The 19,438-nt window shown below is 70.2% G+C and carries 16 protein-coding genes, 1 pseudogene and 1 riboswitch; of the genes and pseudogenes, 14 read left to right on the top strand and 3 right to left on the bottom strand.

Annotated elements, in window-relative coordinates; genetic code table 11:
* Positions 1 to 91: 91 nt before the first annotated feature.
* From ASF16_RS16460 to ASF16_RS16450, 3 genes and pseudogenes are all read right to left on the bottom strand, one after another.
* Positions 92 to 874, bottom strand: a pseudogene (locus ASF16_RS16460) (sulfite exporter TauE/SafE family protein); the annotation flags it as partial.
* 425 nt (positions 875 to 1,299) lie between these two features.
* On the bottom strand, positions 1,300 to 1,689 hold the full coding sequence (locus ASF16_RS16455) for a cell division protein ZapA (protein ID WP_056169574.1): 390 nt from the start codon (positions 1,687 to 1,689) through the stop codon (positions 1,300 to 1,302).
* Positions 1,686 to 1,910 (bottom strand): hypothetical protein, encoded by a 225-nt coding sequence (locus ASF16_RS16450; RefSeq protein WP_056169572.1) that lies wholly within the window; start codon positions 1,908 to 1,910, stop codon positions 1,686 to 1,688. Before ASF16_RS16450 ends, ASF16_RS16455 begins: the two co-directional genes overlap by 4 nt.
* Before the next feature lie 36 nt (positions 1,911 to 1,946).
* Positions 1,947 to 2,182, top strand: a riboswitch (cobalamin riboswitch).
* Between the two features lie 85 nt (positions 2,183 to 2,267).
* Here ASF16_RS16450 and ASF16_RS16445 point away from each other — a divergent pair.
* The 14 genes from ASF16_RS16445 to ASF16_RS16380 all read left to right on the top strand — a co-directional run bounded on the left by ASF16_RS16445 (position 2,268) and on the right by ASF16_RS16380 (position 19,417).
* Positions 2,268 to 4,172, top strand: coding sequence for a TonB-dependent receptor domain-containing protein (locus tag ASF16_RS16445; protein WP_056170640.1), 1,905 nt, complete (start codon positions 2,268 to 2,270; stop codon positions 4,170 to 4,172).
* Between the two features lie 43 nt (positions 4,173 to 4,215).
* On the top strand, positions 4,216 to 5,595 hold the full coding sequence (locus tag ASF16_RS16440; RefSeq protein ID WP_056169568.1) for a cobyrinate a,c-diamide synthase: 1,380 nt from the start codon (positions 4,216 to 4,218) through the stop codon (positions 5,593 to 5,595).
* Positions 5,592 to 6,212 carry a bifunctional adenosylcobinamide kinase/adenosylcobinamide-phosphate guanylyltransferase gene (locus ASF16_RS16435; RefSeq protein ID WP_056169564.1) on the top strand — a complete coding sequence of 207 codons (621 nt, stop codon included), beginning with the start codon at positions 5,592 to 5,594 and terminating at the stop codon, positions 6,210 to 6,212. The genes ASF16_RS16440 and ASF16_RS16435 overlap by 4 nt, the downstream gene beginning before the upstream one ends.
* The gene (locus ASF16_RS16430) at positions 6,209 to 7,111 is read left to right on the top strand and encodes an ABC transporter substrate-binding protein (RefSeq protein WP_056169562.1); all 903 of its coding nucleotides are present in this window, start codon (positions 6,209 to 6,211) and stop codon (positions 7,109 to 7,111) included. The genes ASF16_RS16435 and ASF16_RS16430 overlap by 4 nt, the downstream gene beginning before the upstream one ends.
* 20 nt (positions 7,112 to 7,131) lie before the next feature.
* Entirely contained in the window at positions 7,132 to 8,145 is a 1,014-nt protein-coding gene (locus tag ASF16_RS16425) for an iron ABC transporter permease (RefSeq protein WP_056169559.1), read from the top strand.
* Positions 8,142 to 8,915 carry an ABC transporter ATP-binding protein gene (locus tag ASF16_RS16420; protein ID WP_056169556.1) on the top strand — a complete coding sequence of 258 codons (774 nt, stop codon included), beginning with the start codon at positions 8,142 to 8,144 and terminating at the stop codon, positions 8,913 to 8,915. The genes ASF16_RS16425 and ASF16_RS16420 overlap by 4 nt, the downstream gene beginning before the upstream one ends.
* A 55-nt stretch (positions 8,916 to 8,970) precedes the next feature.
* Positions 8,971 to 9,648, top strand: coding sequence for an energy-coupling factor ABC transporter permease (locus ASF16_RS16415; RefSeq protein ID WP_056169552.1), 678 nt, complete (start codon positions 8,971 to 8,973; stop codon positions 9,646 to 9,648).
* 931 nt (positions 9,649 to 10,579) lie between these two features.
* On the top strand, positions 10,580 to 11,149 hold the full coding sequence (gene cobO / locus ASF16_RS16410) for a cob(I)yrinic acid a,c-diamide adenosyltransferase (protein WP_056169549.1): 570 nt from the start codon (positions 10,580 to 10,582) through the stop codon (positions 11,147 to 11,149).
* Positions 11,150 to 11,216: 67 nt separating this feature from the next.
* The gene (locus ASF16_RS16405) at positions 11,217 to 12,077 is read left to right on the top strand and encodes an ABC transporter substrate-binding protein (RefSeq protein ID WP_235507411.1); all 861 of its coding nucleotides are present in this window, start codon (positions 11,217 to 11,219) and stop codon (positions 12,075 to 12,077) included.
* A gap of 43 nt (positions 12,078 to 12,120) precedes the next feature.
* A complete protein-coding gene (cobW, locus tag ASF16_RS16400; protein ID WP_056169546.1) occupies positions 12,121 to 13,191 on the top strand; it encodes a cobalamin biosynthesis protein CobW in 1,071 nt (356 codons plus the stop codon).
* Between the two features lie 10 nt (positions 13,192 to 13,201).
* Positions 13,202 to 17,017 carry a cobaltochelatase subunit CobN gene (gene cobN, locus ASF16_RS16395; RefSeq protein ID WP_056169544.1) on the top strand — a complete coding sequence of 1,272 codons (3,816 nt, stop codon included), beginning with the start codon at positions 13,202 to 13,204 and terminating at the stop codon, positions 17,015 to 17,017.
* A gap of 168 nt (positions 17,018 to 17,185) precedes the next feature.
* Positions 17,186 to 18,286 (top strand): ATP-binding protein, encoded by a 1,101-nt coding sequence (locus tag ASF16_RS16390; protein ID WP_056169541.1) that lies wholly within the window; start codon positions 17,186 to 17,188, stop codon positions 18,284 to 18,286.
* The gene (locus tag ASF16_RS16385) at positions 18,265 to 18,987 is read left to right on the top strand and encodes a VWA domain-containing protein (protein WP_056169538.1); all 723 of its coding nucleotides are present in this window, start codon (positions 18,265 to 18,267) and stop codon (positions 18,985 to 18,987) included. The genes ASF16_RS16390 and ASF16_RS16385 overlap by 22 nt, the downstream gene beginning before the upstream one ends.
* Positions 18,988 to 18,991: 4 nt before the next feature.
* On the top strand, positions 18,992 to 19,417 hold the full coding sequence (locus ASF16_RS16380; RefSeq protein WP_235507410.1) for a DUF1636 domain-containing protein: 426 nt from the start codon (positions 18,992 to 18,994) through the stop codon (positions 19,415 to 19,417).
* The last annotated feature ends 21 nt before the right edge of the window (positions 19,418 to 19,438 follow it).

The raw sequence follows: 19,438 nt of genomic DNA, 5'->3' as shown, positions 1-19,438 counted from the left end.
GGGTAGCCCTCTCGCTGCGCCGTAGCCCGCAGCCGTCCGGCGGTCAGCCCAGCCCCGGTCAGGACGCGGCCAGCCCCTTCCAGAGCATGTAAGCCGCCAGCCCGAACAGCAGCGTGGCGAACACGCGCTTGAGCTGCTTGACGGGCAGGTTGTGCGCTGCCTTGGCGCCCAGCGGGGCCGTGAGCACGCTGCAGGTGGCGATCACGGCCAGGGCCGGCAGCCAGATGTAGCCCAGCGATGCGGGGGGCAGGCCTTCCACGGCTTGGCCGCTGATGGCATAGCCCACCACATTGGCCAGCGCGATCGGAAAACCCAGCGCAGCGCTGGTGGCCACGGCATTGTGGATGGGCACGTTGCACCAGGTCATGAAGGGCACGCTCACAAAGCCGCCGCCGGCACCCACCAGGCCCGACAGGAAGCCGATCACGCCGCCCGCGGCCACCTGGCCCGCGCCGCCCGGCATCTGGCGCGTGGGGGCGGGCTTCTTGTCCAGGAACATCTGCGTGGCCGAGAAGCTCACGAACAGCGCGAAGAAGATGGCCAGGAACGAGCCCTTGAGCAGCGCGAACACGCCCAGGCTGGCGATGAAGCCCCCCAGTACGATGCCGGGGGCGAGGCGCCGGGCGATGTCCCAGCGCACCGCGCCGCGCTTGTGGTGGGCGCGCACGCTCGAGATCGACGTGAACATGATCGTCGCCATGGAGGTGGCGATCGCCATCTTCACCGCCAGATCGGGCGACACCTGCCGCGCGCCGAGGATGTAGGTCAGGAACGGCACCAGTAGCATTCCGCCGCCAATGCCCAGCAGGCCCGCGAGAAAGCCCGTGGCCAGGCCCAGGACACCAAGTTCAACGATCAGAAGAGGGTCCAGCATGGCGCAAAAGGAAAGCGTGAGGGCGGCACGGCCGCCAAGCCTGCGCCCTGTCGCCGCCGCGGTGCAGCCGGGCGGCGGGGTGACAGGGGCATGGGGAATAAGGTGTCTGCGATTGCCACCGAACCCTCATCCTGAACCGGAGGTTCAGGTGGGCGAGGGCAGCCAAGTGTTGGGTTCATCTGACGCGAGATGATCACGCTCACCGGACGATGTACCAAGCCCGAGCTCAATGAGCATTGGTTCAAGGAAATATAAAGCCCGGCGGCATCGCAGACACGTCCATTGTAGGCGCTGCCAGGGCCCTGCGCTGAAAGACGGTTTTGTAAAGACCGTAAGGCGATGCACCGTGCGCGGTGCGCTGGATGGCAGGGTCGGCAAAGCTTCGGCAGCGCCCGGATGCAGGGCAGGTGGGCGGGCCCCGTCGCTCAGAGAAGCCGGCCGTCTTCGCCCAGCACGTGGTCCAGTTGCTGCACCAGCGACTGCAGCCGCTGGTCGTCGGCGGCGGGCAGCGGGGCCGAGGAAGAGGCTGCTGTCGTCGCCGCGACAGTGGCCGCTGGCTGGGCGGGGGCGGTGTCCACCGCGGGCCGGGCGGTGGCGGCTGCCAGGTCGGCCGCTTCGCGGTCGGCGATCTCGAATGCGAGGTTCAGGGCTGCCAGCACGGCGATGCGCTCGCGGGCACGCACCTTGCCGGCATCGCGGATGCGGGTCATGGCCGTGTCCACGCGCTCCACGGCGTCCAGCAGGCGGCTTTCGTGGCCTTCGGGGCAGGTCAGCAGGTAGCTTTGCTGCAGGATCTGCACCTCGATTTGCTTCATTCGGATTCTTTCGTGGCGGGGGCTGCGGCGGGCAGGCGCTCCAGCAGGGCGTCCACCCGGGCCCGCGCGGCAGACAGGCGGGACTTGAGCGAATCGCGCTCCTGCGTGAGGGCTGCCACCTGGTCGGCCAGCAGCGCGTTGGTGCGCTGCAATTCCGCGTGGCGCAGCAGCAGGCGTTCAACGCGTTCGGCGATCTGGTCGGTGGTCGATGGTGTTGCCATAGAGCCCCCGATTGTAGGGTGGCGGTTTGTAATCGGCCGTAAAATCCCGAGGTTGGTGCTCGCGGTGTGGTTCACATGCCGCAGTTCAACGGGAAGCAGGGAGGCGTGCCACGCATGGCACGCCGAGCCTGCGCTGCCCCCGCAACGGTCAGCGGACGAATCACCCGATTCTCTCTCCATCACAAGCCACTGTGCGCCTTGAACAAGCGTGTGGGAAGGCGTTGGAGGGCGTTCCGCCAGCCCGGATACCGGCCAACACGGTGGCTGCGCCCACGCCTTTTTGGGGCAAAGCGCAGCCGTATCACCCATCTGCTGGCGGGGAGGCCGGCTCGGGTTTGTTTGTTGACGATGATCCCCATGAAAATCCGTACCCCTCGTGCGCGCATTGCAGCGCCGCTGTGTCTGCAGCCGGCCCTGGCCGCCATGGCCGTTGTGGCCGCCTGTTCTGCGCAGGCCCAGGTGCAGCAAGCGCCGAACAGCGAGGCCGGCAGCCCGGTGCAGATCGCGCAGAACCTGCGCGCGCCGTCGCTCAGCGAGACGGTGGTGACCGCCACCCGCACGCCGCAGCCGCTGTCCGACCTGGTGGCCGATGTGACGGTGATCGACCGCGACACCATCGAGACCAGCGGCGCCACGGGCCTGGCCGATGTGCTGGCGCGCGTGCCGGGCATCGAGTTCTCGCGCAACGGCGGGCCGGGCACGACCACGGGCGTGTTTTTGCGCGGTGCGGAATCCCGCTTCACCGCGGTGTACATCGACGGCGTGCGCATCGATTCGCAGTCCACCGGCGGCGCCGCGTGGGAGGCGATTCCGCTCGCGCAGATCGACCGCATCGAAGTGCTGCGCGGCCCGGCCGGCGCGGTGTACGGCTCGGACGCCATGGGCGGCGTGATCCAGATCTTCACCAAGCGCGGTGAAAACGGCGTGGCGCCTTACGTGGGCATCGGCGTGGGCAGCCGCAGCACCACCAAGATTGAAGCCGGCGTCAGCGGCGCCACCGGCACCATCGACTACGCGCTCGGCATTGCGCGTGAGAAAAGCAAGGGCTTCAACGCCCGCACGGTGGCCACGCAAAACCCCGACCGCGACGGATACGAAAGCACATCGGCCAACGCGCGCCTGGGCCTGCAGATCAACGCCGCGCACCGGCTGGACGCCACGCTGCTCGCCAACGACCTGGACAGCGGCTACGACAACGGCCTGGGCAAGGACGACCGCAACCAGCACCAACTGCACGCGCTGGGCCTGACCTGGCAGGCGCAGTGGACCAGCGCATACAAGACACGCCTGCAGGTCACCGACTCGCGCGACACGTACGAAACCACGCCCTCGGTGTACCTGAGCGAGACGCACCTGCGCGGCTACCTGTTCCAGAACGAATGGCGCCAGGGCGCGCACCTGGTCACCGCCGCGCTGGAGCGGCGCGAAGACAACCTCCAGAACGCCCCCATCGACCGCTCGCGCTCGCAGGACGCCATCGCTCTGGGCTACGGCTACACCGCCGGCGGCCACACGCTGCAGGCCAATGTGCGCCATGACTCCGACAGCGAGTTCGGCGGCAAGGGCACCGGCAGCCTGGCTTACGGCTACACCTTTGCGCCGCAGTGGCGCGCCACCGCGTCGGTGGGCACGGCGTTCCGCGCGCCCACGCTGTACCAGCGCTTCAGCGAATACGGCGTGGGCTCGCTCAAGCCCGAAAGCAGCCGCAATGCCGAGGTGGGCCTGCGCTGGGCGCAGGGCAGCAACAGCTTCTCGGCCACCGTGTACCGCAACCGCGTGCAGGACCTGATCTCCTTCGGCGCGCCCGGCCCGTGCCCATCGCCCTTCGGCTGCTACGTGAACACCGCGCGCGCCGAGTACAAGGGCGTGACCTTTGCAGGCTCGTACCGCCTGGCAGGTGTGCTCGGCGGCGTGCAGCTGCGCGGCTCGCTCGACCTGCAGAACCCGCGCGACCTGGACACCGGCAAGCAACTGGCCCGCCGCGCCAAGCGCCACGGCACGCTGGGCGCCGACACGCAGCTCGCGGGCTGGACCGTGGGCGCCGAGGTGCAGGCCTCGGGCCGCCGCTTCGACACGGTGGCCAACACCAACGTGCTGGGCGGCTACACGCTGGTCAACCTGTACGCCAGCACCCGCATCGCCCGCGACTTCACGCTGGTGGCGCGCGTGGACAACCTGGGCGACAAGCACTACGAGCTGGCTCGCACCTACGCCACAGCCGGACGCACCGCGTACGTAGGCGTGAAGTGGGCGCCGCAGTAAGCCCAAACATCAACGAGAGAGAGCAGAGAGAGAAGCCCGAAGAATGGTCACCCCGGCACGCTGTCCGGCGATATTGATCGCCGCCCCTGCATCAGGCCAGGGCAAGACCACCGTCACCGCGGCCCTGGCGCGCCTGCATGCGCGCCGGGGCCGACGGGTGCGGGTCTTCAAGTGCGGGCCCGACTTTCTGGACCCCCACTGGCACCGCCTGGCCAGTGGCGCGCCGGTGCACCAGCTGGACCTGTGGATGAACGGTGCGGACGACTGCGCGCAGCGCCTGCATGCCGCGGCGCAAGAGGCCGACCTGATCCTGATCGAAGGGGTGATGGGCCTGTTCGACGGCGACCCGAGCGCGGCCGACCTGGCCCAGCGCTTCGGCCTGCCGGTGCTGGCCGTCATCGACGCATCGGCCATGGCGGGCACCTTCGGCGCGCTGGCGTTCGGCCTGCAGCACTACCGGCCGGGCCTGCGCTGGGCGGGCGTGCTGGCCAACCGCGTGGGCAGCGCCCGCCATGCGGACATGCTGCGCAAGGGCCTGCGCGATGACGCCGACTGGATGGGCGCGGTGATGCGCGTGCAGCCCGGCGCAACGGCGGCCACCACGGGCACCGGCAAGCCCGGCGCGCTGCTGCCCGAGCGCCACCTGGGCCTGATCGCCGCGCACGAACTGCCCGACAGCCTGGAGCGGCTGGACGCCGCGGCCGACGCGCTGGCGGCGACACCGCTGGGGCAGATGACGGCATCCGACCTGCAGCGGTGGGTGACGGACTTTGCGCCCCCCGCGCAGCCGCCTGCGGTGCCGCTGCTGCTGCTGCAAGGCCGCACGGTGGCCGTGGCGCGCGATGCGGCCTTCTGCTTCATCTACGAGGCCAACCTGCACACGCTGGCGCAACTGGGCGCGCGCGTGGTGCATTTCTCGCCGCTGCACGATGCCGCCGTGCCCGACTGCGACGCGGTGTGGCTGCCCGGCGGCTACCCCGAGCTGCACACCGCGCAGATCGCCGCCAACACCGCCATGCGGGCCAGCCTGCGCGCGCACGTCGCGGCCGGCAAGCCGCTGTGGGCCGAATGCGGCGGCATGATGGCGCTGTTCGACGCCATCACGCTGGCCGATGGCACCACGGCGCCACTGTGGGGCCTGCTGCCCGGCCACGTCACCATGCACAAGCGCCTGGCGGCGCTGGGGCCGCAGCACCTGACCGTCGCCGGGCGGCACACGCTGCGCGGGCACACGTTTCACTATTCGACCGCCGCCAGCACAGCGCCGGTGGTGGCGCGCACGGCCCGATCCGGCGAGGCCGTGGCGGCAGGTGTCGGCGAGGCGCTCTACTACCAGGGCAGCATCCACGCCAGCTACTTCCACGCCTGGTTCCCCTCCAGCCCCGAGGCCGTGGCCCAACTGCTGGGTGCGCAGGCATCATGACGGCCATGTCCGCACCGCACCCTTCGCAAGCCATCACCACCGAGCTCATCCTGGGTGGCCAAAAAAGCGGCAAGTCCCGCCGCGCCGAACTGCTGGCGCGCGACTGGCTGGCGCAGTCCGCCGACCACCGCGCGGTGCTGATCGCCACCGGCCAGCCCTGGGACGACGAGATGCGCGAGCGCATCGCACGCCACCAGCGCGACCGCGCCGAGCGCGTGCCAGGCCTCGTGACGGTGGAGGAGCCGCTCGACGTGGCGTCCGCCATCGCGCAGCGCAGCACCGCGCACACGCTGCTGGTGGTGGACTGCCTCACGCTGTGGCTCACCCAGTGGACGATGCCCTTGGACGCCGAGAGCATGAATTTGGAGCAAAAACAGGCCCTGTCGCGCAACTGGCAAGCGCAAGCAGCTATGTTTTTAGGAGCAATCGCTGCATCCCCCGGCCCCGTCATCCTGGTGGGCAACGAGATCGGCCTGGGCGTCATCCCCCTGGGCCGCGAGGTGCGCGCTTTTGTCGATGCGCTGGGCGCCCTCAACCAGCAGGTGGCCCAGGTGTGCCCCCGCGTCACGCTGATGACCGCGGGCCTGCCCCTCACCTTGAAGGAGCCCGCCGCATGAAGCCGACCCCCGTGCGCCGCATCCTGTGGGTGGTGGCGATCCTCATCGCGCTGTGCCTGCTGATGGCGGGGCTGGCGCGTGCGCAGTCGGTGCGCATCCAGGACGACCGTGGCCGCGAGATTGCGCTGGCGCAGCCGCCCCAGCGCATCGTGAGCCTGCTGCCATCGCTGACCGAGAGCGTGTGCGAGCTGGACCAGTGCCACCGCATCGTGGGCACGGACCGCTATTCCAACTGGCCCGAGGCGGTGATCGGCAAGCTGCCCAAGGTCGGCGGTGGCCTGGACCCCAGCATCGAGGCCATCGCGGCCCTCAAGCCCGACGTGGTGCTCATGTCCGTCAGCTCCCGCGCCAGCGACCGGCTGCAGGCGCTCGGTATCACCGTCGTGCAGCTCGAACCCAAGACCCATGCCGACGTGCGGCGCGTGCTGGGCACCATCAGCGACCTGCTGGGCGTGCCCCGGGCGCAAGGCTCCGACCGGCAGTGGCGCACCATCGACGCCGCCGTGCAGGCGGCAGCCCAGTCGCTGCCGCCCAAGGCGCGCAACCTGCGGGTGTATTTCGAAGTGAGCCGCGGCCCGTATGCGGCCAGCGAGTCGTCCTTCATCGGCGAATCGCTCACGCGCCTGGGCGTGCGCAACGTGGTGCCCGCATCGCTCGGCCCCTTCCCGCGCCTGAACCCCGAATACGTGGTGCGCGCCAACCCCGATGTGCTGATGATCGGCAACAGCAGCATGCAGACCATGGTGCCGTACCCCGGCTGGTCCACGATGCGCGCCGTGCGCGAAAACCGCGTGTGCGTGTTCGGCCCCGGCGATGCCGAAGTGGTGGTGCGCCCCGGCCCGCGCATGGCCGAGGCCGCCCGCATCATGGCCCGGTGCCTTGTGGAGAAGGCCCGGTGACGCCTTCCCCCCACCCGGCCATGCCCACTGCCGCAGGCGCCCGCCGCGCCGCGTGGTGCGCGCTGTGGTTGGGTCTGGCCAGCGCGCTGCTGCTGGTGCTGGGCACCGCCGTCGGCAGCACGGGGCTCGAGAGTCTGGTGCACATGGGCGAAGACCCCGTGGCGCGCCAGATCGTGTGGGACATCCGCCTGCCGCGCACCCTGGGCGCCTGGCTGGCCGGCGCGCTGCTGGGCCTGGCCGGCGCGGTGGCGCAGGGCCTGTTCCGCAACCCGCTGGCCGACCCGTACCTGCTGGGCAGCGCCTCGGGCGCGGCGCTGGGCGGCGCGGTGGCCATGGCGATGTTCGGCGTGTCGCCAGTGGCGGCGCAGTGGATCGCACGCATCGGCATCACCGGCATGGCCTTCGTCGGGGCCGCCGGGGCCGTGGTGCTGACGCTGGTGCTGGCCCAGGGCGTGCAGCACACGCTGCGGCTGCTGCTGGCCGGCGTGATCGTGGGCGTGGTGCTGGGCGCCGTGCGCGACCTGGTGGAGCTGGCCTCGCCCGACATCCTGCAGGCCATGCAGGCCTTCATCCTGGGCAGCACGGCCTTCGTCGGGTGGATCGCCTGCACGCTGATGCTGGCCGCCTGGGCCCCGTGCGCACTGCTGGCCTGGGTGCTGGCGCGTGCGCTCGACGGCCTGACCTTGGGCGAGTCCACCGCCGCCAGCCTGGGCCTGCCGCTGGGCCCCATGCGCGCCGGCCTGGTGGCCGCGATGGCGCTGGCCACCGGCACTGCCGTGGCGCAGACCGGCCTGATCGCTTTTGTCGGCCTGGCCGCACCGCACCTTGTGCGCTCCATCGTGCGTGTGACGCACGAGCGGCACATCCTCTTGTCCAGCCTCATGGGCGCGGTGCTGCTGCTGGCCGCCGACATCCTCGCGCGCTGGATGCTGGCGCCGCAGGAGCTGCCCGTGGGCGTGCTCACAGCGGCGCTGGGCGGCACCTACCTGCTGTGGCTGATGCACCGGCGCACTGCGCGCGGAGGCAGCCTGTGACTGGCGCGGCATTGACTGCCCACGGCATCACCGCGCGCGTGGGCGGCGCCGAGGTGCTGCATGGCATCGACCTGCACCTGCCCGCGGGCCGCTGGACCAGCATCGTCGGGCCCAACGGCGCGGGCAAGTCCACGCTGCTCAAGGTGCTGGCGGGCCTGCTGCCACGCGGCCATGTCGACGGCCAGGTGGCGCTGCTCGGCCGCCCGCTCACCCAGGTACCGGCGCGCGAGCGGGCGCGAACACTGTCCTGGCTGGGCCAGAACGAAGGCTCGGCCGACGACCTCACGAGCTACGACGTGGCCATGCTGGGCCGCCTGCCGCACCAGCCCTGGCTGACCCCGCCGTCGCCCGCCGACCACGCCGCCGTGGAGCAGGCGCTGCGCACCACGCAGGCCTGGGACTGGCGCGACCGCCCCTTGTCGCAGCTGTCGGGCGGCGAGCGCCAGCGCGTGCTGCTGGCCCGTGCCCTGGCGGTGCAGGCGCAGGTGCTGCTGATGGACGAACCCCTGGCCAACCTGGACCCCCCGCACCAGACGGACTGGCTGCACACGGTGCGCGCCCTGGTGGCCGGCGGCGCCACCGTGGTCAGCGTGCTGCACGAGGTGTCGCTGGCGCTGCAGGCCGATGAGTTGGTGGTGATGGCCAAGGGGCGTGTCACCCACCAGGGCGGCTGTGATGAGCCTGCCACGCACCGCGCGCTGGAGGCTGTGTTCGACGACCGCATTGCGGTGCACGCGCTGCTGGGGCAGTGGGTGGCGCTGCCGCGCTGATGATTTTTTGTTTAGTTTTTTGTTTTTTTTTTTGTTTCAACCAAGGAGTCGTGACATGCACATCGAACCCGGGCTGGTGGACACCACCAAGATCTTCCTGAGCTACGCGACGGGGGCCACGGCGCTGCTGTATGCGGGCAAGCTGGCGGTGGACATGGTGAAGCAGGAGGGCGTGGTGGCTTTGCTGTTGCGCTCGGTGTTCACCACGGCGCTGGTGTTTGCGTTCTTCGAGCTGCTGCCGCACCACCCGGTGGGGGTGTCGGAGGTGCATTTGATTTTGGGCACTACTTTGTTGTTGCTGTTTGGGGCTGCGCCTGCGTGCATCGGGTTGGCCGCGGGGTTGTTGATCCAGAGCGTGTTTTTTGCGCAGCAGGATTTGCCGCAGTACGGGATGAATGTGACGACGTTGCTGGTGCCGTTGTTTGCCACTGCTGCGATTGCCAAGCGCATCGTGCCGGAGAGCATGGCGTATGTGGACATGACGTATGCGCAGACGTTCAAGTTGTCGATGGCTTACCAGGGGGGGATCGTGGCCTGGGTGGCGTTCTGGGCTATTTATGGCGCGGGCGTTGGGTCTGCGAATCTGGAGAGCATTGGTACTTTTGGTGCTGCTTACATGATGGTGGTGTTGTTGGAGCCGCTGGTGGATCTGGGTGTGTTGGCGGGGGCCAAGGCTTTGCGTCGTTTCGAGGGCTCTGCGTTCGTTGAGCGTCGGTTGCATCAGGCTGTTTGATTTGTGATCGTGACTCGTTGTTGCTTCGGTTGGTGTATCAAGTGCGGAGGCCGGGATGTGCGCCCGGCGGCGCACCTTCTTTCTTTTGCGTCGCCAAAAGAAAGAAGGCAAAGAAAAAGCGACCCCCAGTCTGCGACCCCCATCGCCCGTTGGGCGATGGGGGCAACCTGCGATGCTCGGTCGTGGGGTGGCGTCGCAGAACTCGCTGCGTTTGGCCGCAGGCCAAACTACGCTCAAACAACTGCGACGAGTCAGATCACGAAGTGCGTGTGTCCTGCGGCACACGCACCCACCCCACGCCCTGCGCTTCTCGGCGCAGCCAGCAGGGGTGGGGAGCGGGCCACGAAGTGCGTGTGTCCTGCGGCACACGCACCCACCCCACGCCCTGCGCTTCTCGGCGCAGCCAGCAGGGGTGGGGAGCGGGCTCCACACGGGCCATCGCTTCGCTCGGCCCAGGTTGCCTCGCTGCGCTTCGGCCTGGTGGGGAGTGGCGGCGGGGAGTCATTTCGAGACCAGGCATGGATTTACGGAGCCTTGATCAACCCGCAGCCCTTCGCCTCGGGCAGTGCGACCGCACCCACCCTGTGGGCAGCGCGCAGCGCGTCCCCCACCCCCGGCGCCGCTGCCCAGGCAGCAGCCGGGTGGTATTCACCCCCTGCTGGCTGCGCCGAGAAGCGCAGGTCCGGGGGTGGGCGTGTGTGCCGCAGGACACACACGCTTCGTGATCTAGCTCGTCGCAGATGTTTGAGCGGAGCGGGGCCAACGGCCCCGCGCAGCGAGCGGGGGACGCAGACTGGGGGTCGCCTTCTCTTTGGTGACTTTCTCTTGGCGACGCAAGAGAAAGTTACTGCGCCGCCGGGCGCACACCCCGGCCTCCGCCCTCAAAGCCGCAACCGAAGTAACCATGGCCCCAGGTCAATAACGAGACCCCATGCAAATCGAATCCCCCCCCATCCTCCGCGACACCCCCAAACCCCAAGGCGAACGCCGCGGCCTGATCCTGGTCCACACCGGCACCGGCAAAGGCAAAAGCACAGCCGCCTTCGGCCTCGCCCTGCGCGCCCACGGCCGTGGCAAGACCATCAAGGTCTACCAGTTCATGAAGGTCCCCACCGCCCGCTTCGGCGAACACCGCCTGTTCGAGCAACTCGGCGTCCCCATCGAAGGCCTGGGCGACGGCTTCAGCTGGAAGAGCCGCGACCTCGACCACTCCGCACAACTCGCCCTCGACGGCTGGGCCAAGGCCGAAACCACCATCCGCGCAGGCGCGCACTTCATGGTCGTGCTCGACGAGATCATGTACCCCTTGCGCTACGGCTGGATCCCGCTCGAATCCATCCTCACCTGCCTGCGCGAACGCCCGTCGCACGTGCATGTGGTGCTCACCGGCCGCAACGCACCGGCCGAGCTGATCGAGCTGGCCGACACCGTCACCGAGATGACCCTCATCAAGCACCACTTCAAGGCCGGCGTGCCCGCCCAGCGCGGCATCGAGGACTGATGAAGCATTGATTTGATCTGATTTGATGCCGAACGCTGTGCACGCACCCATGCCCATACCCCTGCCCATGACCCGCACCCGCCTGCTGCACCCCACCGTGCCGGCACTGGCGGTGCTCGGCCTGCTGGGCGGTCTTGCAGCACCCCTGGCGCACGCTCAACAGCAACAACACCGCATCATCACCCTGTCCCCCTCCCTCACCGAAACCGTCTGCGCCCTCGGCCACTGCGCCGAGCTGGTCGGGACCGACCGCTACTCCAGCTGGCCCGGCACCGTCGCCAAGCTGCCCAAGGTCGGCGGCCTGCAGGATGCGCAGATCGAACGCATCGTGGCCCTCCGGCCCGACATGGTGCTGCTCGGCCCGCGCAGCAGGGCAGGGGAGCGTTTGTCGGCCCTGGGCGTACCCGTGCAGGTGTTCGATGCGCGCACCCATGCCGACCTCCAGCGCATGCTGCTCAGCGTGGGCCAATCGCTCGGCGAATCGGCCCGTGCCGCCGAGCTGGTGGCACGCATCGACCGCGAGCTCGACGCTGCCGCGCGCCGCATGCCGGCCCACCTGCGCGGGCGCAGCGTGTATGTCGAGGTGGGCGTGGGGCCGACTGCGGCCAGCGCTGCCAGCTTCATCGGCGAGACCATCGCGCGGCTGGGCCTGGTCAACATCGTGCCCGGCGACCTGGGGCTGTTCCCGCGCGTCAACGCCGAGATGGTGGTGCGCGGTGCACCCGACCTCCTCATCGGCCCGGCCGCCTCGCTCATGAACCTGGCGGAGCGGCCCGGCTGGTCGGGCATGAGAGCGCTGCGCCAGCACCAGGTCTGCCAGCTCGATGCCGACCGCATGGACCTGCTCTCACGCCCCGGCCCGCGCCTGGGCGAGGCGGCGCACATGCTGGTCGATTGCCTTTCAGGGTTGCCGCAAGCCTTGCGTTGATCCACACATCCTGACTCCCACCATTTTCTGACTGGAGACCTCCATGCAACAAGTCCACAAGATCCCCGCCACCATCGTCACCGGCTTTCTGGGCAGCGGCAAGACCACGCTGCTGCGCCACCTGCTGACCCACGCGCAAGGCAAGCGCATCGCCGTCATCGTCAACGAGTTCGGCGAGCTCGGTATCGACGGCGAGCTGCTGCGCAGCTGCGGCATCGGCTGCGACGAGAACGGGGTGGAGAACGGCCAGCTGTTCGAGCTAGCCAACGGCTGCCTGTGCTGCACCGTTCAGGAAGAGTTCGCGCCCGTGATGGAGCAACTGGCCGCGCGCCGCGACCAGATCGACCACCTGGTCATCGAGACCTCGGGCCTGGCGCTGCCCAAGCCGCTGGTGCAGGCCTTCCAGTGGCCCGCGCTGCGCAACGTGTTCACGGTGGACTCGGTGATCACCGTGGTCGATGCGCCTGCCGTGGCCGCCGGCCAGTTCGCCGATGACCCGGTGGCGGTGGACGCCCAGCGCCGCGCCGACGACAACCTGGACCACGAATCGCCCCTGCACGAACTGTTCGAGGACCAGTTGGCCACCGCTGATCTGGTGGTGCTGCACAAGACCGACGGGCTGGACGCCGACGCCCTGGCCCGCGTCGAAGCCATCGTGCGCGGCGAGACCCTGCCGGGCGTGAAGTTCGTGCACGCCCAGCACGGCCGCATCGACCCCAGCGTGCTGCTGGGCCTGGGCCATGCGGTGGAAGACGTGATCGATGACCGCAAGACCCACCACGACGAGGAAGAAGACCACGACCACGACGAGTTCGAATCGGTGCACGTCACGCTCGACGTGACCGACCGCGCCCGCCTGGTGGAGGCCCTGGTCGCCTTGGTGCAGCGCCACGAGATCTACCGCATCAAGGGCTTCGTGGCCCTGCCGGGTGCGGCCATGCGCCTGGTGGTGCAGGGCGTGGGCCAGCGCTTCGACAGCCACTTCGACCGCGCCTGGCGCGCAGGCGATGTGCGCGCCACACGCCTGGTCGTGATCGGCGACCACCTGGACGCTGCGGCCCTGCAGGCCGAACTGCAATCGGCATTGTACGAACCCGCTGCCACCACCGTCTGAGGCGACACCCATGCATCTGCTTTCCACACGCCCGGGTGGCTACGTCGAGGACGGGGGCCAGGGCCTGGTGCGCGTGGAGCAGACGCCCGGCGACATCGTCATCCTGAGCGCGGCCGACACCACGCTGTCGCTGCTGTCCGATGCGGCGGCCAGCCTGGGCGATGGATTCCCCAGCGTGCGCCTGGCCAACCTGATGTGGCTGCGCCAGCCCGCGTCCACCGACATGTACGTGGACGACGTGCTGCGCCATGCACGCGTGATCGTCATCGACCACCTGGGCAGCCCCAGCGACTGGGCCTATGTGGTGGAGCAAGCGATGTCGCTGGCCGGCAAGCACCGCCAGTGGCTGGCCCTGTTCTCGGGCGACAACATCGAAGACCTGCAGCTTCTGATGCGCAGTACCGCCAGCCCCGAGGACTGCCACCAGCTGTGGCGCTGCCTGCGCGAGGGTGGGCGCGACAACGCGCTGGCGTTCTTTGCGCTCATCGGCCATGCGGCCTTCGGCATCGGCCCGCGCCCGCCGCCACCCCGGCCGCTGCCGCCGGTCATGGCCTACACCCCGGCCGCCGCGGCGCCGTGGATTCCCGACGCGCCGGTGGCGATGCTGGTGTTCTACCGCGCGCACATTCAGTCGGGCAACACGGCGGTGTTCGATGCGGTGCATGCGGCGCTGGCAGACGTGGGGCTCAACACCCTGGCCGTGGGCGTGGACTCGCTCAAGAACCCCGAGAGCCTGGCCGCGCTGCAGGCCATAGCCGCCGCGCAGGGCGTGGGCATCGTGCTCAACGCCACGAGCTTTGCCGTGGCCTCCATCGACGGCAGTGACGACGACGACGCGCAGGCCATTACCCTGGCGGGCGATGCGCCGGTGCTGCAGGTCATCACCGCCGGCTGCTCGCTGGAGCAATGGCAGGACGACCCGCATGGCCTGGCGCCGCGCGACCTGGCCATGCAGGTGGTGCTGCCCGAGGTGGACGGGCGCATCGGCGCGCGCGCCATCAGCTTCAAGGGCCTGGCCTGGCGCTGTGAGCGCACCGAGGTCGATGTGGTGCGCTACCAGCCCGAGCCCGAGCGCATCGCCTTCGTGGCCGAACTGGCGCGCCGCTGGTGCGTGCTGCGCAGCAAGCCGCAGGTGGACAAGCGCGTGGCGCTCATCCTGGCCAACTACCCCAACGACGATGCGCGCCTGGCCAACGGCGTGGGCCTGGATACACCGGCCTCCACCGTGCTGATCTTGCAGGCGCTGCGCGACGCGGGCTACACCACGGGCGATCTGCCCGAGGGCGGCGATGCGCTGATCGCGCAGCTGGTGGCGGGCGTGACCAACAACCTCGACGCCAACGCCGACCGCCCCGCGGGCCAGAGCTTGGCCATGGCCGACTACCTGGCCGACTTCGGCGCGCTGCCGAAGGCCAGCCAGGACGCGGTCAACGCCCTGTGGGGATCGCCCGGCGCAGACCCCATCGTGCGCAGCGGGCGCTTCATGGTGCCGGGCGTGCGCCTGGGCAACGTCTTCGTGGGCATCCAGCCCGCGCGGGGGCGCGACCTGGACCTGGTGGCCACGTACCACGATGCCGACCTGGTGCCCACGCACGGCTACCTGGCCTTCTACTTCTGGCTGCGCCGCGCGTTCGCGGTGGACGCGGTGGTGCACGTGGGCAAGCACGGCAACCTCGAATGGCTGCCGGGCAAGAGCGTGGCGCTGGGCGCCGCGTGCTGGCCCGATGCCATCCTGGGCCCGCTGCCGCACCTGTATCCGTTCATCGTCAACGACCCGGGCGAGGGCAGCCAGGCCAAGCGCCGCACGCAGGCGGTCATCATCGACCACCTGATGCCCGCGCTCACGCGCGCGGAGACCTACGGCCCGCTGCAGCAGCTCGAACGCTCCATGGACGAGTACTACGAGGCGCTGTCGCTCGACCCGCGCCGCGCCAAGCTGCTGCGCCAGAGCATCCTCGACCAAGTGCTGAAGAACGGCCTGCACCAGGAACTGGGCTTTGCCCCCCCGGCCGACGATGCGCAGCGCGAGGCGCTGCTCGGCCGGCTCGACGCCTACCTGTGCGAGATCAAGGAGTCGCAGATCCGCGACGGCCTGCACACCCTGGGCCGCTCGCCGCGGGACCGCCAGCGCACCGACACGCTGGTGGCGCTGGCGCGCTTTCCGGGCGGCTCGGCGCCAGGGCAGGGCAGCCTGCTGGTGGCGCTGGCCCGTGACCTGGAACTGGGCGATTTCGACCCGCTGAACCCCGAGTGGGCCGCACCGTGGACCGGACCGCGCCCCGCGGCGCTGCAGGCCCTGGGCGACGAGCCCTGGCGCCACGTGGGCCACACGCGCGAGCGGCTCGAAAAGCTGGCCGTGCAGTGCGTGCAGCAGCACTTGGCGGTGGACGATGCAGGGCACATCGTGGGCCTGCCCATGGACGCCGCGCAGTGGCCGCACAGCGCCGCGGTTTTAGCGCGCATGCACACGGTGCTGGCCCCTCGGCTCGATGCCTGTGGCCCCAACGAGATGGGCCAGCTGCTGCGCGGCCTGGCGGGCAAGTTTGTGCCGCCCGGCCCCAGCGGCGCACCATCGCGCGGCCGGCCCGATGTGCTGCCCACGGGCCGCAACTTCTACTCGGTAGACACGCGCGCGGTGCCCACGCCCACGGCCTATGGCATGGGCGCGCTGGCGGCCGACCGCGTGGTGGAGCGGCATCTGCAGGACCATGGCAGCTTTCCCACCGCGGTGGGCCTGTCGGTCTGGGGTACCAGCACCATGCGCACGGGGGGCGAGGACATCGGGCAGGCCTTTGCGTTGCTGGGCGTGCGGCCCCGATGGGCGCCCGGCAGCAGCCGCGTGGTGGACATCGAAGTGCTGCCCATGGCGATCCGCAACCGCCCGCGCATCGACGTGACGCTGCGCGTGTCGGGCTTCTTTCGCGATGCCTTCCCGGGCGTGATCGACCTGTTCGACACCGCCGTGCGCGCGGTGGCCGCCATCTCTGCAGAGGATGAGCCCGACGACGTGAACCCTATCCGCGTGCGCGTGCAGCGCGAGGCCGCCGAGGCCCAGGCGCAGGGCATGGCCGCCGACGACGCCGAGCGCCGCGCCACCTGGCGCGTTTTCGGCCCGCGCCCCGGTGGTTATGGCGCTGGGCTGCAAGAGATCATGGCCACCGGCCGCTGGAGCACGTCGGACGACCTGGCCCAGGCCTACCTGCGCGCGGGCGCCTTCGCCTACGGGCAGGGCGGCCACGGCGAGGCCGCGCGCGCCGCCTTCGAGCAGCGCCTGGCTGCGGTGGACGCGGTGCTGCACAACCAGGACAACCGCGAGCACGACATCCTCGACTCGGACGATTACTACCAGTTCCAGGGCGGCATGGCCGCGGCCGTGCAGCACCTGGCCGGCGCTCCGGCCGCGCTTTACCACGGCGACTTCAGCACGCCCGGCGCGCCGCGCATCCGCACGCTGAGCGAAGAAGTCGCCCGCGTGGTGCGCGCCCGCGCCGTCAACCCCAAGTGGATCGATGGCGTCAAGCGCCACGGCTACAAGGGCGCTTTCGAGATCGCGGCCACGGTGGACTACCTGTTCGCCTTCGACGCGACCACCGGCGTGGTGGGCGACCACCAGTACGCGCTGGTGGCCGACGCCTACCTGCACGACGACGCCACGCGCGATTTTCTGCAACAACACAACCCGCTGGCCCTGCGCAGCATCGGCGAGCGTTTGCTCGAAGCCATGCAGCGCGGTCTGTGGGCGGAGCCGGGCGAGCACCGCGAGCGCATCGAAGAGCATCTGCTCGCACTTGAACACCGGCTCGAAACCCAGGGCGAAGGACGCTGAAGTGAAGCACCCCCTGAGTCGCTTCGCGCCTTCCCCCTCTCGTCTCGCTGCGCGAGTCGGGAGGGGGACGCCCCCAGCGCGGCGGGGCGGCCCTTGCGCGGGGGCGCTGGCCTCGGCCGCGCCGGGTTCAAGGACCTTGGGCGGCTCACATAGCTATGGATAACTGACATGACTCCTGTCTCTTTGGCCCCGGTGCCAACCACCACATTCCCCTTCACCGCGCTGGTCGGCCACGAAGCCTTGCAGCGCGCGCTGCTGTTGGCTGCCATCGACCCCGGCATGGGCGGCGTGCTCATCAGCGGCCCGCGGGGCACGGCCAAGTCGACCTCGGCGCGCGCGCTGGCGGCCTTGTTACCCGATGCGCCCTTCGTCACGCTGCCCCTGGCCGCCAGCCTGGAGCAACTGGTGGGCACGCTGAACATCGAAGACGTGCTGCGCGACGGCCAGGTGCGCCTGGCACCCGGACTGGTGGCGCGCGCGCACGGCGGTGTGCTGTATGTGGACGAGGTCAACCTGCTGCCCGATGCGCTGGTGGATTCGCTGCTCGACGTGGCCGCCAGCGGCGTGAACACGGTGGAGCGCGATGGCGTGTCGCACCAGCATGCCGCGCGCTTCGTGCTGGTGGGCACCATGAACCCGGAAGAGGGCGAGCTGCGCCCGCAGCTGCTCGACCGCTTTGGCCTGTCGGTGGCGCTGCACAACCCGGCCGACGCCGGCACACGCCAGGCCATCGTGCGGGCGCGGCTGGCTTTCGAGGCCGACCCGGCCGCCGTGGTGGCGCGGCATGCCGCTGCACAGGCTGTGCTGGTGGCGTCCGTGGTGCGTGCGCGTGCAGCTCTGGCGGGCCTGGAGTGGTCCGACGCCGTGGTGCAGCATGCAGCGGGCCTGGCTTTGGCCGCAGGCGTGGACGGCATCCGTGCCGACCTGGTGATGCTGCGCGCCGCGCGGGCCCTGGCGGCGCTGGATCAGCAAACCAGCGTTCGCGTGGAGCATGTGGATGCCGTGGCCGAACTGGCGCTGGCGCACCGCCGCGGTGAGAATTCGGCAGGCCCGGCAGGCGCGGCCGGCATGGCACCGCCCTCGGGCGCCGCACAGCCTCCTTCGCTTTCATCGCCGTCACCGTCACCGTCAAGACCCTCGCCCGCCAGCGGGCAGGCCGCGGGCTCTGCCCAGGATGCTCCCGAGGGCGACTGGGGCGCGCTGCCGCCCGAACCCCAAACCATGGCGCGTGTGCGCAGCACCGGAGCATGGCCACCAAAAAAAGCCTGAGCCACCCCGGCCCGCGCTCGCCCCAGGCCACAGGCAAGGCAAGCGCAGGCTGGCGGTGGCAAGCCCCCCGCAATGCCTGGCTGCGCACGCCGCAGGCCGTGGCCCGGCCCGCTGACCCGGAAGGCGCCAGCGTCGACTGGCTGCGCACGTTGGTGGCCAAGGGCCCCGCGCGCCTGCAGCCTGAGCACCTGCGCCGCCGTCCCACCAGCGCCGTGCAGCCCTGCCTGCACCTGATCGTGCTCGACACCTCGGGCTCCATGCGCCAGGGCGGGCGCCTGGCCTGGGCCAAGGGCTATGCCGCGCGCCTGATCGAGCAGGCCGCGCGCGCCGGCGACCATGTGGCGCTGCTGTGTTTTGGCGGCCAGGGGGTGGAGCTGCTGCTGGCCCCGGGCCCCGCGCGCACGGCTGGCACGGCCCGCGTGCGCCCGCTGGGCGGCGGTGGCGGCACGCCGCTGGCGGCGGGCCTGGCCGAGGCCGACCGGCTGCTGCGCACGGCGCGCCGCCAGCGGGGCGCGGGCGCACCCTCGTGCCTGTGGCTGCTGACCGACGGCCGCACGCTCGAGCAGCCCGCCGCGCCGGGCGCTGCCGCGCACGTGGTGGTCGTGGATTTCGACGACCCGCTGCGCCCCGTGGGCCGCTGCGCAGCCTGGGCCGCACGCTGGCAGGCCGAGCACCGCCTGCCTGAACCCCTTTCTTCCTAGATCCATGAACGAGCTTTTTCCGATGTCCGACGCTGCTGCCTTGACGCCTTCCCACACCACCGACGTGATTGTCTGCACCACCTGCCGCCCGGCGGGCGCATCGCGTGATCTGCCGGCCGACGGCGAACTGCTGTTCGAGGCCGTGCAGGCCGCACAGCTGGGCGACGATGCCGGCACTTGGGCTCAGGTGCGCGTGCGCGGCGTGGCCTGCCTGAGCAGTTGCTCGCGCGCCTGCTCGGTGGCCTTCCAGGCGGCCGGCAAGCACACCTTCGTGTTCGGCGACCTGAAGCCCGATGAGGAAACCGCCCGCCACGTGCTGGACTGCGGCGCGATGCATGCCACGGCCGTGGACGGCATGCTCAACCGCAATGAACGCCCCGAGCGCCTGCGAAGCGGCATCGTGGTGCGCCTGCCGCCTTCTGTGTCCTGAGCTTTTTCTCGCCCGTAGATA

Source organism: Acidovorax sp. Leaf78 (assembly GCF_001422735.1).
In the GTDB taxonomy this organism is placed as follows: domain Bacteria; phylum Pseudomonadota; class Gammaproteobacteria; order Burkholderiales; family Burkholderiaceae_C; genus Acidovorax.
The sequence above is the reverse complement of the archived record's forward strand: the minus strand, read 5'-3'. Positions and strand labels throughout refer to the sequence as shown.